The organism is Candidatus Methylomirabilota bacterium, from assembly GCA_035764725.1.
Classification (GTDB): Bacteria; Methylomirabilota; Methylomirabilia; order Rokubacteriales; family CSP1-6; genus DASRWT01.
Window position 1 is genome coordinate 78,341 of sequence record DASTYT010000046.1, and the last position, 14,026, is coordinate 92,366.

General features: G+C 72.6%; 14 protein-coding genes. 4 read left to right on the plus strand and 10 right to left on the minus strand.

Going from position 1 to position 14,026, the window contains the following annotated elements; genetic code table 11:
- Positions 1-4 precede the first annotated feature (4 nt).
- The 5 genes from VFX14_06775 to VFX14_06795 all read right to left on the minus strand — a co-directional run bounded on the left by VFX14_06775 (position 5) and on the right by VFX14_06795 (position 6,043).
- Positions 5-1,255: a HAMP domain-containing sensor histidine kinase gene (locus tag VFX14_06775; protein ID HEU5189375.1), complete on the minus strand. Its 1,251-nt coding sequence runs from the start codon at positions 1,253-1,255 to the stop codon at positions 5-7.
- Positions 1,255-1,941: a response regulator transcription factor gene (locus VFX14_06780; protein HEU5189376.1), complete on the minus strand. Its 687-nt coding sequence runs from the start codon at positions 1,939-1,941 to the stop codon at positions 1,255-1,257. Before VFX14_06780 ends, VFX14_06775 begins: the two co-directional genes overlap by 1 nt.
- Before the next feature lie 10 nt (positions 1,942-1,951).
- Complete coding sequence (locus tag VFX14_06785) at positions 1,952-2,497, minus strand: Spy/CpxP family protein refolding chaperone (protein HEU5189377.1); 546 nt, start codon at positions 2,495-2,497, stop codon at positions 1,952-1,954.
- 100 nt (positions 2,498-2,597) lie between these two features.
- On the minus strand, positions 2,598-4,976 hold the full coding sequence (locus VFX14_06790) for a xanthine dehydrogenase family protein molybdopterin-binding subunit (GenBank protein HEU5189378.1): 2,379 nt from the start codon (positions 4,974-4,976) through the stop codon (positions 2,598-2,600).
- A 14-nt stretch (positions 4,977-4,990) separates the two neighbouring features.
- Positions 4,991-6,043, minus strand: a complete 1,053-nt coding sequence (locus tag VFX14_06795; protein ID HEU5189379.1) for an AraC family transcriptional regulator — start codon at positions 6,041-6,043, stop codon at positions 4,991-4,993.
- Positions 6,044-6,193: 150 nt separating this feature from the next.
- Here VFX14_06795 and VFX14_06800 point away from each other — a divergent pair, with 150 nt between their 5' ends.
- Complete coding sequence (locus tag VFX14_06800) at positions 6,194-7,006, plus strand: methyltransferase domain-containing protein (protein HEU5189380.1); 813 nt, start codon at positions 6,194-6,196, stop codon at positions 7,004-7,006.
- 18 nt (positions 7,007-7,024) lie between these two features.
- Here the strand turns inward: VFX14_06800 and VFX14_06805 are convergent, their stop codons facing one another.
- Positions 7,025-8,161, minus strand: coding sequence for a cobalamin-independent methionine synthase II family protein (locus VFX14_06805; GenBank protein ID HEU5189381.1), 1,137 nt, complete (start codon positions 8,159-8,161; stop codon positions 7,025-7,027).
- Positions 8,158-8,934 carry an aldolase/citrate lyase family protein gene (locus tag VFX14_06810; protein ID HEU5189382.1) on the minus strand — a complete coding sequence of 259 codons (777 nt, stop codon included), beginning with the start codon at positions 8,932-8,934 and terminating at the stop codon, positions 8,158-8,160. The genes VFX14_06805 and VFX14_06810 overlap by 4 nt, the downstream gene beginning before the upstream one ends.
- A gap of 88 nt (positions 8,935-9,022) precedes the next feature.
- Between VFX14_06810 and VFX14_06815 the strand changes: the two genes are divergently transcribed.
- Together VFX14_06815 and VFX14_06820 are read left to right on the plus strand one after the other, a co-directional pair.
- Positions 9,023-9,862 carry an LLM class F420-dependent oxidoreductase gene (locus VFX14_06815; GenBank protein HEU5189383.1) on the plus strand — a complete coding sequence of 280 codons (840 nt, stop codon included), beginning with the start codon at positions 9,023-9,025 and terminating at the stop codon, positions 9,860-9,862.
- 52 nt (positions 9,863-9,914) lie between these two features.
- A complete protein-coding gene (locus VFX14_06820; GenBank protein ID HEU5189384.1) occupies positions 9,915-10,700 on the plus strand; it encodes a hypothetical protein in 786 nt (261 codons plus the stop codon).
- A 4-nt stretch (positions 10,701-10,704) separates the two neighbouring features.
- Here VFX14_06820 and VFX14_06825 read toward each other — a convergent pair whose 3' ends face one another.
- Genes VFX14_06825 through VFX14_06835 form a run of 3 tightly spaced genes read right to left on the minus strand, consistent with a single transcriptional unit; the run spans position 10,705 to position 12,757 of the window.
- Entirely contained in the window at positions 10,705-11,550 is an 846-nt protein-coding gene (locus tag VFX14_06825) for a lytic transglycosylase domain-containing protein (GenBank protein ID HEU5189385.1), read from the minus strand.
- A 37-nt stretch (positions 11,551-11,587) separates the two neighbouring features.
- The gene (locus tag VFX14_06830) at positions 11,588-12,241 is read right to left on the minus strand and encodes a peroxiredoxin-like family protein (protein ID HEU5189386.1); all 654 of its coding nucleotides are present in this window, start codon (positions 12,239-12,241) and stop codon (positions 11,588-11,590) included.
- Positions 12,242-12,253: 12 nt separating this feature from the next.
- Positions 12,254-12,757 carry a VOC family protein gene (locus tag VFX14_06835; GenBank protein ID HEU5189387.1) on the minus strand — a complete coding sequence of 168 codons (504 nt, stop codon included), beginning with the start codon at positions 12,755-12,757 and terminating at the stop codon, positions 12,254-12,256.
- A 48-nt stretch (positions 12,758-12,805) separates the two neighbouring features.
- Here VFX14_06835 and VFX14_06840 point away from each other — a divergent pair, with 48 nt between their 5' ends.
- Positions 12,806-14,014: a CoA transferase gene (locus VFX14_06840; protein ID HEU5189388.1), complete on the plus strand. Its 1,209-nt coding sequence runs from the start codon at positions 12,806-12,808 to the stop codon at positions 14,012-14,014.
- Positions 14,015-14,026 lie beyond the last annotated feature (12 nt).

The window sequence follows — 14,026 nt, forward strand, 5'->3', positions numbered from 1 at the left end:
CGAGCTAGCCCGGGCCACGAACCGGCAGGGTCACCACGAAGCCCGTCCGGGCTCCCACGCGGCCGAGATAACGTGCCTCGCCCCCGTGCCGGCGCGCGATCTGGCGCACCAGGGCCAGCCCCAGTCCCGTGCCCGCGCCGGTGTCGCCGCCGAGGCGCCGGAAGGGACGGAACACGTCCTCGCGCTCGGCGTCGGGGACCCCCGGCCCGTGGTCCAGCACCGTCAGCTCGGCGTGGGCGTCCGCGGCGCGGACGCGCGCCTCGACCGGGGGCGCCCCGTGGCGCTGGGCATTGTCCACGAGGTTGCGGATCAGGCGGCGAAACAGCCGGGGATCGCCGCGCACGACGACCGGCTGTCCCTCCACGGCGACGTCCTCGTAGCGGGCGCACTCCTCGCTGACCAGCGCGAGGAGATCCACGTCCTCATCGGCCTCACGCTCCGTCACGGCGTCGAGGCGGCTGGCGAGGAGGAGGTCGTCGATCAGGGCGTCCAGCTCGGCGATGTCGCGGGCGAGATCGCGGCGGCGGTCCGCATCGGCGCCGGGCCCGAGCAGCTCCACCGCCATACGGATGCGCGTGAGCGGCGTGCGCAGCTCGTGGGAGGCATGCGCCAGCAGCGTCTTGTGGGCGCCCACCAGCGCTTCGATGCGGCCAGCGGCGCGATTGAAGCTCTCGGCCAGCCGCGCCACCTCGTCGCGTCCCTCCACCCGCACGCGCGCGGCGAGATTCCCGGCGCCGAGCGACTCGACGCCCGTCTGCAGCCGCTCGAGCCGGGCGGTGAGGCGCCGCGCGACCGGATAGGCGGCGATGCCCACGGCGAGCGCGAGCAGCCCGAGGGTGAGGAGGAACGGCGCCCCGTGGGGCCGGTGCGGGGCATGCATGCGCGCCACCAGCCACCGGCCGTCGCGCAGGTGCACGGCGCCGGTTGGCGGTCCCCACGCGCGCAGCCAGCCGCCGCGCTCGCGATCCGGGTCGGGCACGGGCAGGGGCTGGCCGACGGCGGCGAGCGGGCGGCGATCGGCGGCGAAGAGGGCGACGTCGGCGCGGAGATTGGCGGCCAGCCGCTCAAGCGCCGCCTGCTGCTCGGCGGCGGGGGCGTCGGCGCGCGGCAGCACGTTCTCCGCGAGCACGGCCGCGGTGTCGAAGCCGGCGCCGCTTCCATCCCCGAGCAGGCGCCAGACGACGGCCGCCGCGACGGCAAAGACGATCAGGCTCGCCAGAACTGCGAGGTAAATACGGAGGTAAAGTCGGCGCATCAATCCTGCTGGCGCGCGAACACGTACCCGGCGCCCCGCACCGTGAGGAGGCGGCGCGGCCGCCTGGGATCGTCCTCGATGGCGGCGCGGATGCGCGAAACGTGGACGTCGATCGAGCGGTCGAAGGCCTCGAGCGCCTCGCCCCGGACGAGGTCCATGAGGGCGTCCCGTGACAGGACCCGGCCCGCCCGTTCGGCCAGCGCCTGCAGCAGCGCGAACTGATGCGCGGTGAGCACGCGTTCCGCCCCGGCCACGCGCACGCTCCGGGCCTCCCGATCGATCTCGAGCCGGCCGAAGCGCAGGACGCGCGAGGCGGCGGCCGCCGGGCCCCGGCGGAGGATGGCGCGGAGCCGCGCCAGCAGCTCGCGCGGCTCGAAGGGCTTGGGCAGATAGTCATCGGCGCCCATCTCGAGCCCCACGACGCGATCCATGGGCTCGCCCCGCGCGGTGAGCATGAGCACCGGGGTCTGCGAGAACGCGCGAAGCTCCCGGCACACGTCGAGCCCGTCCATGTCGGGCAGGGTGAGGTCGAGGACCACAGCCTCGTGAGGCTCGCGCCCGAGCCGGATGAGCCCCTCGCGACCGCTCCCGGCCACGCTCATGGAGAAGCCCGCCTCGCCGAGATACCTGGAGAGCATCTCGGCGAGGCGGCGATCGTCCTCGATCAGGAGGATCCGCGGCCCCACATGCCCAAGTCTACCCGCGGGGGTCGTGGCGACGGGCCATGTGCTCCCCGAGCGCCTTGCGCTGCTCGGGGGTCAGCACGTCGGCCACGTCAGCAAGGGCGCTGGCAAGACGTTTCGATGCCTGCTCGGCGAGCGCCAGCTGATTGGCGCGCAGCGACTCGATGGCGGCCCGGTCGATGGTGGGCTGCGTGAGCAGCGCGACCGCCTGATCGCGGGCGGCGTGGAGCCGGTCGTGGAGCGGCAGGAGGTCGCGGGCGGCCGCCTTCACGATGGGCGCCAGCGCCTGCTTCTGGGCCTCGGTGGCGTCGATCTCCACGTAGAAATGCTTGAGCATCCGGTCGAGATGCGCGTCCAGGTGCGCCGGATCCATGGCCCCGTGCATGAAGCCGCCGCGATGCCAGGCGCCGAAGCCGCCGACATGGGCATAGGCCTTGAGCCCGACCACGGCGCCGAGGGCAGCGACGGCGGTCGCGATGGCGGCCCACCGGAACAAGCGCCGGCGCGAGGGCGCAGGCGAGGACTGGGGAGGCTGGGGAGTCGTGGTGCTGTCCGTCATGGCTGTCTCCTTTTCCGGGATTGATCCCGTGGAGAAGAGCCTGGCCCCCGCGCGTGAACGGGGAATGTGCGGAACGTAAAGTTTTGTGAAGCCGCGCGCCTCAGCGGCGCGCCGCCTGGATGGCCCGCCACACGCGCTCGGGCGTGGCCGGCATCTCCAGGTGCTCCACCCCGAGCTCGGCGAGGGCGTCCACGATGGCGTTCACCACCGCGGCCAGCGCGGGCGTCGTGCCGCCCTCGCCGCCGCCCCGCAGCCCCAGCGGGTTCGAGGTGGAGGGCACCTCGCTGATCTCGGTGGCGAGCGGCGGGAGCTGATCCGCGCGGGGCAGCGCGTACTCCATGAAGGTCGCCGCCCGCTGCTGGCCCGCCTCGTCGTAGTCGCAGAGCTCCCACAGCGCCTGCCCCACGCCCGCCGCGATGCCCCCGTGGGTCTGCCCGTGCAGGATGAGGGGATTCACGGCGCGGCCCACGTCGTCCACCGTGGTGTAGCGCACGATCTCGACCACGCCGGTCTCCGCGTCCACCTCGACCTCGCACACCGCCGAGCCGTAGGGGAACGAGGGCACCGGCATTGTCTCGTCGCTGGCGCCTGCGAGGGGACCGCGCAGCGCGGGCGGCGCATCCGTGCGTAAGGCCGCCGTGGCGATCGCGGCGAGCTCGACGGTGCGTGAGGTGCCCCGCACGGCGAAGCGGCCGGCCGCGAAGACGATGTCGGCAGGCGCCGCCTCGAGGAGCCATGCGGCGAGGACGGCGCCGCGCGCCACCAGCGCGTCGGCGGCTCGAGCCATCACCACGGCGCCGAGGCGCATGGAGCGGCCCGAGTGCGAGCCGCCGCCCACGGGCGCGCGCTCGGTGTCGCCGGTGACGAGGTGCACGCGCGGGAGTGAGACGCCCAGCCACTCCGCCACGAGCTGAGCGAAGCTCGTCTCGTGACCTTGGCCGGCGGACAGCGTGCCAAGGACGACCTCGACCGCGCCATCGGGGCGCGCCGTGATCTCCGCCCGCTCGCGCGGGGCGCCGGTGTTCAGCTCGATGTAGTTGGCGAGGCCGATGCCGCGCTGGCGCCCGCGGCGGCGCGCCTCGGCCCGCCGCGCCTCGAAGCCGGCCCAGTCCGCGAGCGCAACCACGCGGTCCTGCGCCGCCCCGTAGTCGCCGCTGTCGTACACGAGGCCCAGCGGGTTCGTGTGCGGCATGGCCTCGCGCGGGATCAGGTTCCGGCGGCGGAGCGTCACGCGATCGAAGCCATGGCGCCGCGCCGCGAGGTCGATGAGGCGCTCGATCACGAACATCACCTCCGGCCGTCCCGCGCTCCGGTAGGGGGTGGTGGGGGCGGTGTTGGTGAGGACGGCGCGCCCGTCCATGAGCGCCGTCGAGATCCGGTACACGCTCGGGAGCACGCCGATGCCCTTGGCGAGAGGGATGAACGACACGGCGTGCGCGCCGACATTGCTGGTATTGGCGCCGCGCAGCGCGAGGAAGGCGCCGTCGCGGTCGAGGGCCAGCGAGACCTCGGCATGCAGATCGCGGCTCTGATAGTCGGTGAGCAGGGCCTCCGTCCGATCGCAGGTCCACTTGACCGGGCGGCGCAGGCGCCGCGCCGCCCAGGCGACGAGGCTGAACTCCGGATAGGAGCTGTTGCGGGTGCCGTAGTTGCCGCCTACGTCGCCCGCGATCACGCGCACGGCATCTTCCGCCACGCCGAGGGTGCCGGCGAGATCGGCGCGGCAGCGCTGGACGCCGCCCGAGCCCGCGTGAAGCGTGTACCGTCCGGTCGCTTCGTCGTAGGACGCCAGCGCGGTGCGCGGCTCCATGGGCACGCCCGTGACGCGGTTGATGCGCGTGGTCAGGGTCACCACGTGCGCGGCCCGGGCGAACGCGGCGTCGGTGGCCGCCCGGTCGCCGACCCGCGAGTCCACGCAGACGTTGCCGGGACACTCGGGATAGAGGGCGGGCGCGTCCGCCGCGACGGCGGCGGCGGCCGTGGTCACCGCGGCGAGCGGCGCCCAGTCGACCCGCACGCGGTCCGCCCCGTCGCGCGCCGCCGCCGCTGTCTCGGCGACGACCATCGCCACCGGCTCGCCGACAAAGCGAGCCCGGTCGGCGGGGAGGGGCAGATGCGGGGCCACGAAGAACTCCGAGCCGTCACGGCTTCGTAGCGGCACCTCGTGCGGATTCGTCGGGACAGGACGATGCGGGATGGGCCGGAGCCCGTCGGCGGCCGCGTCGGCCCCGGTGAGCACCGCGAGCACGCCGAGGACGCCGAGCGCGGCGGCCGCGTCGATGGCACCGATCCGCGCATGCGGGTGCGGCGAGCGTACGAAGGCGGCGTGGGCCTGGCCGGGCAGATTCACGTCGTCGCCGAAGCGACCGGCGCCGGTGAGAAGGCGGGGGTCTTCCTTCCGCCGCACAGGCTTGCCGATGCCGTCGGGCGCGGCGTGCGTCCGTGACGCGAGGAACGAGGGTGGCGCGACGCCGTCCATGCGATCCGGGCGCCTCAGCGCCGGCGAAGCCGTGGTAGCGCGGCGGCGCCCACGCCCTGTCGCCGCCGCCACTCGGCCGGCGGCATACCAGTGGCCCGCCGGAACGCGCGGCTGAACGCCGCCTCCGAGTCATAGCCGACATCGAGCGCCACCGCCGCGACCTTGGCGTCGCCGTCGGCGAGCCGCCGCGCCGCCAGCTGCATGCGCCAGCTCGTGAGGTACTGCATGGGTGGGCGGCCGACGAACTGCGTGAAGCGCTCGGCGAGCGCGGACCGGGAGATGCCCACCTCGCGGGCCAGCTCGTGCAGGCTCCACGGGCGCGACGGGACCTCGTGCAGACGCGCGAGGGCGCGGCCAACGACCGGATCGCGCAGGCCCGCCAGCCATCCCGCGTGCCGGCCCGCCGTCGAAGCCAGATGCCGGCGCAGCAGCTCCACGAACATCAGCTCGCTGAGACGCAGGCGCATGCAGTCGCCGCCCGCGCGGGTCTGCCGCGACTCCGCGATCGTGAGGTCCAGCAGGCGCGCCAGCGCGTTGTCGGCGCCGGCGTCGGCGCGGCGCACGTGCAGCAGCCGGGGCAGCGTCGCGAGCAGCGGGTTGTAGGGCCGCACGTCGCAGGCGAGGAAGCCGCAGACGAGGTGGAGCATGTCCCGCCCCCCTCCATCCTCGACGACGCGAAAGGGAAGCTGACCGCGCGCCATCGCCCGCATGAATTCGACCACCTCGACGGCCGACGGCCCGCGGCCGCGATCCCGCTCGATCGACATCACGTACGGATCACCGCGCGGGAACACGAGCACGTCGCCCGCCTCCAGGCGCGTCGGCGCGCCATCGGGCAAGAGGCGGCCCCAGCAGGCGCCGTCGGTGATCACATGATAGGAGATCACACGCTGCGCCCCCGGCAGCACCGCGGGGGCGAGCACGGCGCCGTCGGGCATCGCGATCTCCCACGGCGCGCGCGCCTCGACGAGGAAGTACACCGCGCCGGTGAGGCGCACGGTACGGAGCACGTCGGAGAGCACGTCCACCGCGGGCGCCTCCGCGCCCTCGGACGCGTGAGCAAGCACCGCGGACGCTCGGGCAAGTAGGCCCCGCGTCCCCGCCCGCGCCGCGGACGGGGCGGCAAGTGATCCGGACGCGGAGTCATGGCGACGCGGCACGCCCCGATTCTACACTGCGCGCCAGCCGTGATCGTTCGACACAGGGGAGGAGACGCCATGGAGACCGTGACGAGGGGACTGGTGAGCGCGAGCGCGGCGGAGGTCTACGAGGAGCTCTACTTGCCCGCCATCTTCCAGGAGTGGGCGCCGCGCATGGCGGAGGCGGCGCGCGTCGCGCCCGGCGACCGCGTGCTCGACGTCGCGTGCGGCACCGGCGTGCTCGCGCGCGCGCTCGTGGGGCGCGTCGGGCCGGCCGGCGCGGTGGTGGGCCTCGACGTCAACGACGGCATGCTCGCCGTCGCCCGGCGGAAAGGACTTGAGATCGAGTGGCGTGCGGGAGCCGCGGAAGCCCTGCCGTTCCCCGATGCCACGTTCGACGCCGTGGTCAGCCAGTTCGGGTTGATGTTCTTCCAGGACCGCGCGGGCGCCATCGCGGAGATGTTGCGCGTGCTGCGCCCGGGCGGCCGCCTGGCGGTGGCGGTGTGGGACACGCTCGAGCGGACACCCGGCTATGCGGCCTTCACCGGCCTACTGGACCGGCTGTTCGGCCCCGGCACCGCGGAGGCGCTCCGGTCACCGTTCGTGCTGGGCGACACGGCGCGCCTCCGCGCCCTCTTCCGCGAGGGCGGCGCGGGCGACGTGGAGATCGCCACGCACGAGGGCGCCGCGCGCTTCCCTTCGCTCGAGACCTGGGTGCACGCCGACGTCAAGGGCTGGACCGCCGCCGATCTGATCGACGACGCGGGCTACGCGCGGCTCCTCGACGCGGCCCGGCGGGAGCTGCGTCCGTTCGTGCGCGAGGACGGGAGAGTGCGGCTCACGCTGCCCGCCCACATCGTCACGACGACACGGGCCGGGGGCGCCGAGTGATGAGGAGTCGAGGGTGGCTCAGCCCCAGAGCTGGCGCGATGCCAGCCGCGCGCCTTCCGCCATCGCCTTGAGCTTCTCCCAGACGATCTCGGGCTCGACGATGGGCGTCGAGCGCGCGAAGGTGCCGAAGCCGCAGTCCGAGCCGGCGATCACGCGCTCGCGTCCCACCACCTCGGCATAGCGGACGATTCTCTGGGCGACCAGCTCCGGGTGCTCGATGAAGTTGGTGGTGGAGTCGAGCACTCCGGGGATGAGGACCTTGTCGTCGGGGAGCTTCACGTCCTTGAACACCGCCCACTCGTGCTCGTGGCGGGGGTTGGCGCCCTCCAGCGAGATCGCGTGGGGCCGCGCCTTGAGGACGACGGGCAGGATCTCGCGGAGCGGGATGTCCCGATGATGCGGGCCTTCATAGTTTCCCCAGCACAGGTGGATGCGCATGCGCTCCGGCGGGATGTCGCGCACCGCGTGGTTCAGCGCCTCCACGTTGGCGGCGGCGATCTTGACGAAGTCCGCGTTCGACAGCTCGTGGAACGCCAGGTGCCGGCTCATGGCGAGATCCGGGCAGTCGATCTGGAGCGTCACCCCGGCGCGGGCGATCGCGTCGTACTCCTCCTTCATGACGTCGACCAAGCGCGCGAGATACGCCTCCCGGGTCGGGTAGTGCTCGTTGCGCAGAAAGTGGGCGATCACGCCCGGTGAGGCCGCGGTCATGAAGCCCTCCGTGGCGCCGGAGCCGGCGAGGGCGGCCTGGAGGTTGGCGATGTCCCGGCCCACCGCGGCGCGATCCTTCCACTCGATCGGCCCGGTGCAGGAGGGGCGCGAGACGGTGGAGCGGGGCTCGCGCTTGGCCGCTTCGGGGAAATCGGCCCAGTCGGGGCGGGCGCGCACGAGGCTGGTCCCATCGAAGCCGGTGAGCCGGTGCCGCACATAGGTGGAGTAGCCGACCTTGCCCTGCTCGCCGTCGCTCACGAGGTCCACGCCGGCCCCGACCTGCTTGCGCACGATCTCGCCCACCGCCGCGCGCACGCGCGTCTGGAAGGCGGCCGTCTCGGGGGCAGCGCCCGTGTCGAGCGCCTCGAGGGTGGCGGTGAGGTCGGCGGGCCGGGGTAGGCTTCCCGTGTGCGTGGTGAGAATGCGGTCGACGCTATGCTTCATCGCGCGCTCCGGACGGCCGCCACCATGGCCGCGTAGCCTCCGCGGAGGACGGCCGCGTCGGAGGCGTAATTGATGATGGTGGCCCCGAGGGCGATCATCTCGCGCACTCCCTCCACACTGTCGGTGAGCATGGCCACCGCCTTGCCGTGCTTGCGCGCCGCCGCGGCCAGGCGCTGCCGGTATTCCAGGAGCGTGGGCTTCTGCGCCGGCGTGCCGAGCACGCCGAGGTTCTGGGCGAGGTCGGTGGGGCCGATGGTGAGGGCATCGATGCCCGGCACGGACGCGATCTCGTCCAGATAGTCGAACGAGCGCTTGGTCTCGAGCATGGCGGTGACGTGCACGCGCGCGTTGGCGCTCGCCATGTGCTCGGCCGGCGGCACCGTCTCGTACATGGTGTGCGGGCCGAACCCGTACATGCCGCGCTCGCCCAGCGGGGCGTAGCGCACACAGGCCGCGACCTGTGCCGCCTGCTCCGGTGTCTCCACCTGCGGCACGTGGAGGTTCCACACGCCGGCGTCCAGCAGCCGGGTGATCCACTCACGATTGCCGTCCGGCGGGCGGACCACCAGGGGAAAGTTCAGCGCGCGGGCCAGCGTCGCCATGTCGGCGACGGTCTCCATCGAGAAGGGGGAATGCTCCATGTCCAATCGGGCAAAATCGAGCCCTGATGCGCGCAGCAGCGTGAGGACGGCCGGTGTCCGCACCATCGTGATCCAGGTCCCGATCTGTACCTCGCCCCGCTCGCTTCGCATCCGGTAGGCGTTGTCGCTCATGGGCGGATGTTGCCCTCAGGCGGGGATGCCGTCAAGCGCGGCGGCCGAACTTGGCGTATGCTGGCGCCCCCGACCCAAGGAGGCTCCCATGGACTACGGCGTCGTCATGTTCCCGACCGAGTACTCGATCGCCCCCGACGAGCTGGGCCGCGCGCTTGAGGAGCGCGGCTTCGAGTCGGTGTGGTTCCCCGAGCACACCCATATCCCGGCGAGCCGCCGGAGCCCGTGGCCGGGCGGGGGCGAGCTACCGCGCGAGTACTGGTCCGCCTACGACCCCTTCGTGGCGTTGATGGCGGCGGCGGGCGCGACCAAGCGGCTCAAGCTCGGCACGGGAATCTGTCTCGTCATCGAGCGCGACCCCATCACTACCGCCAAGGAAGTCGCGACGCTCGATCGGCTCTCCGGTGGGCGCGTTTTGTTCGGGATCGGGGGCGGATGGAACGAGGAAGAGATGCTCAATCACGGCACGGAGTGGAAGTCGCGGTGGCGCCTTCTGCGGGAGCGGGTGCTGGCGATGAAGGCGATCTGGACCCAGCGCGAGGCGAGCTACCACGGCGACTTCGTCCGCTTCGACCGGATCTGGCAGGACCCGAAGCCGCTGCAGAAGCCGCACCCGCCCATCATCATCGGCGGCGATGGGGCGACGACGTTCGATCGGGTGATCGAGTTCGGCGATGGGTGGATGCCGATCCTCCGACCGCACGTGAATCCCGTGGCGCGCATTCCCGAGCTGCGCGAGCGGCTCAAGCAGGCGGGGCGCGATCCGAAGTCCGTCCCGATCTCCATTTTCTTCGCGCCGCCCAAGCGCGAGGTGCTGGAGGCTCTCGCCTCGGCGGGGGTGGAGCGCGCGATCTTCGGGCTGCCCTGCGAGGGGCGCGACGGCATCCTGCCCAGGCTCGATGTCTACGCCAAGGCGATGTTGAAGTAAGCTCGTCTCTGGGCGGCGGGCCGCCACGCGCGTCCGGCCCGCCGCTCATTCCATGCGCGTCATTCTCGGCGTCGTGCTCGTCGTCGCGGGCCTTTCGACGATCCGCTCGGTCTGGGGCGGCGAGGCGAGCGCGTCCCCCGAGCCGCCGCTGCTCGCGCTCGGGGCGCTCTTGATCGGGCTCGGGGTGGGCGTGGCCCTCCGCTCGCGCGCCGCGCATCTGTTGGCCCAGGTCGCGGCGGGGCTCGGGATTCTCGCATTCATATGGCATGCGATCGCGCTCTACGCGGGGCCGGGTGCGCCGCGCGATGCCGACGATGCGCTGCTCGCGCACGGCCGCCTGCTCGGCTACGCGCTCGGCGCGGCCGGCCTGGCGCTCGGGTGGTATCTCCTGCGCCGCGCCCGTCCCGCCGCCGGCTTCGGCGGGGTGGACCTGGTGCCCGCGGCCGGGCTCGTGGCCGCGCTCGTGCTCGGCGTCGTCTGGTGGGTGGGGGACGACGCGCGCCTCCGGCCGTGCCGCCAGGGCAATGACGAGGCGTGTGTCGCACTGGCGGCGACGCTGCTCGCCGCGTCGGAGCGCGCGCCCACCACGCCGCCCACCCGCGCCGAGGAGCGCGCCGCGCGGGCGCTTCACGACCACTACTGCCGAACCGTCGAGGCCGGGCCGTGCGCGATGCAGCGCTTCGCGCTCGGGGCCGTGGAGGCGCGTGCCGGACGGCTCGACACGGCGAAGGAAGCCTTCACGAAGGCCTGCGAGCTCGAGCGGACGTGGTGTTCGCGCGCCGCCCAGGCGATGGTGGGCTGGACGCCGCTCGAGCGCGCGCGCCTCGAGCGCCAGTAGCGTTCTAGGCGCTGGCCAGGCGGACGAACTGCTTGCGGAGCGCGTTGATCGACGCGAGATATTGCCGCGCGTCGTGGTCGCCGCAGTGCTGGCCGGGAGCCAGGCGGAACCCGCGGCGCGCATAGCCATCGCCCGCTCCCGCGCCGCAGAGGTGGATCAGCGCGGCGAGGTCCTGCTTCTGCCTGAGCGTCGCCCCGGCGATCCGCCGCCGCTCCAGCGTGCGCTGCACGGCCCGATCCAGATGGGCGGCGGTGAGCTCCACCGCGTGGCTCGGGAGCACGCGGACGTAGAGGCTGTTGAACCAGCACGCGCGGACGTCGTACCACGCCCCGTCCTCGATCACGCGGTGATCGTGGATGCAGAGCCGGCGCGCCTCCTGGAATGTCCCGTCGGTGATCTGGAACATGCCCACCGCACTGGAGGCCGGCTGATAGATGGCCAGCGGGTTCAGCGTCAATTGCCAGCGCCAGTAAGTGCGCGCCACGGGATTGCCGGCGCCTTCCGCCTGCGCGAGCGCGGCGAGAAGGTCGGGCGTCATCACCTCGGTGGAATGCTCGCGGAAGAACCCGCGGTACTGGCGCCACGTCTCCCCCGGCGCTTTGGAGAGCACGCCGCTCACCGGGAAGAAGAGCTCTGTCGGCTTGCGCCACACCTGATATGCCCAGTTCACCATCCACCACACGGCCAGGATGACGGCGGTGGCCACCAGCAGGCGGATCAGCAGTGGCGCGACCAAGAACAGCGTGAGGGCGCGGCGCCAGGGACGGGCCCGCCGGCGGACGCGCGAGCGCGCGGGCCGCGCATGGGCGCGACGGGGAATCGGCCTGCCGACGGCGACCGAGAAGGCCATGACCCCTCCAGTCTAGCAGGCGGCCCCGCCCGGGTGGCTAGGCGGCGGCGAGCTTCTCGAGGACCGCGACGGCGGTGGCCGGCTCCGGGCGGTGCGTGTAGTCGGGATCGGCGTCGACAGCTCGAATGATGCCGTCTCGGTCGATCACGAAGCGGGCGGGGACGGGAAGGCGCCAGCTGCCGTCGCCATTACCCTTCGCGAGATCGATGCCGAATTTCTGATAGATCTCGCGGAGATCGTCGGGAAGACTGAAGGCGATTCCGTAGGCCTCCGCGACGCGGTTGCCGAAGTCCCGCAGCATCGTGAACGGCATCTGGGCGGCTTCCTCGGCTTCACGGGGCGTCCGCGCCATCTGGGGCGAGACGACGACGAGGGTGGCGCCGGCGGCGGCGATCTCGGGGAGAGCCTGGCGCAGAGCTTCCAGCTCCGCGTTGCAGTACGGTCACCAGCGCCCACGGTAGAAGGACAGGACAACAGGGCCGCGGGCAAGCAGCGCCGAGAGGCGCACGTCCTTCCCCGAGTGGTCGGGCAGGGTGAAGTCGGGCGCCCGCTGCCCCACCTTCGCGACGCGGTCCATGATGCCGGAGTCGCGGAGATCGGCCACGCTCCGCTCCATCACGGCGCGGGCCTCGGGCGGGATGCGGGTCTTGGCTGCCTCGCGGATCGCGTCGAGCCGCTCGCTCAGTGCCATGCCGGCTCCTCCTCAGTCGCGCCGGGGCAGGGTCTGGCCCTTCACCGGGTTGGCGACCGCGTCCTCCAGGCTCTTGGCGGGCAGCCATTCGCTGGCGGGGCGCACCGCGCCCTCGGTGCCCACCTGGTCGATGTTCCAGTAGATCTCGAGATTGTTGCCGTCGGGATCCTGGAACTCGATGGCGATCTGGCAGCCGGCCCGGCGGCGGCCCTCGAAGTGGATCGGCACTTGGTGGTCGCGCAGCCACGCCCGGGCGCGGAACACCTCGTCGAGCGACCCGACCTCGAAGGCGAAGTGGTTCAGGCTGCTCCGCTCGGCCTTGGCGGCGCCCCCGACGAGCGCCACCCCGTGATGATCGGGATTCACCCGGAGGAACACCATGCCACCCGGCACCATGCTGTCGGGATACTGATCGCTCACCTGCAGACCGAGCACGCGCGTGTAGAAGTCCACGGCGCGGTCGAGGTCGATGACATTTAGCACGACATGGCCGATCTTGCGGAGCTGGAACTGCATGGCCGCTAGTATACTGCCGTTCGACGCGGACAAGGGGGGCCCGGGCCTATGGCCGAACGCGCGCTGACCGGCATGCGGATCCTCGACCTCACGCAGTTCGAGGCCGGCACTACCTGCACCCAGTTCCTGGGCTGGCTCGGGGCCGACGTGATCAAGATCGAGCCGCCGGGCGGCGAGCAGTCGCGGCGCAATCGCCCCGAGGTCCCGGGTCTCGACGCGATGTTCTTCCTCGTGTTCAACGCCAACAAGCGCAGCGTCACCATCGACCTCAAGCAGCCCGAGGGCAAGCAGCTCTTCCTTCAGATGGTCGAGCGCGCCGACGTCGTCGTGGAGAACTTCGCCCCCGGGCTCATGGAGCGCCTGGGCCTCGACTGGGAGCGGCTGCGCGCGACGAACCCGCGCATCATCATGGCGCGCATCAAGGGCTTCGGGCTCTCCGGCCCGTACCACGAGTACAAGAGCTTCGACATGATCGCCCAGGCCACCGGCGGCGTGATGAGCGTGACCGGCTTCGCCGATCGTGAGCCCGTCCGCTGCGGCGCCGCCATCGGCGACACCGGCACCGGCGTGCACGCGGCGGGCGCCATCATGGCCGCCTACATCCAACGCCAGCGCACGGGGCAGGGGCAGCTCGTGGAGGTCGCCATGCAGGAAGTGGTGGCCAACTTCGTGCGAGGCCGCTACGTGGACCACTACCGCGACGGCAAGCCCAGCATGCGCAAGGACAACGAGATCACGGGCGGCGTGCCCGGCGGCGCCTATCCGTGCGCGCCCGGCGGCCCCAACGACTACGCCTTCATCTACGTGCAGCCCATGAACCAGGACATGTGGCGCGACTTCGCCGCCGCCATCGGCCGCGAGGATCTGCTCGCCGACCCGCGCTACGCCGACGCCAAGTCGCGGTGGCAGCAGCGCGAGGCGCTCAACGCCGCGGTGCGCGAGTGGACGCGCGCGCGGACCAAGCAGGAGGTGATGGCGACGCTCGGCAAGGCGGGCGTGCCGTGCGGCGCGACGCTCGACACCGGGGAGATCCTGGACGACGCGCATCTGAACGCCCGCGGGCAGGTGCACACGATCGAGCATCCGACCCGGGGGACGATTCGGCTGCCCGGCTGCCCCGTGCGTCTCTCCGCCTCGGAGGCGCCCACCACGCCGCCGCCGCTGGCCGGCCAGCACACCGCCGAGGTGCTGGCGGAAGTGCTCGAGCTCTCGGCGGACGATGTCGCCCGGCTACGGACGCGAGGCGTGCTCGGCTAGCGGCGGCGCCGG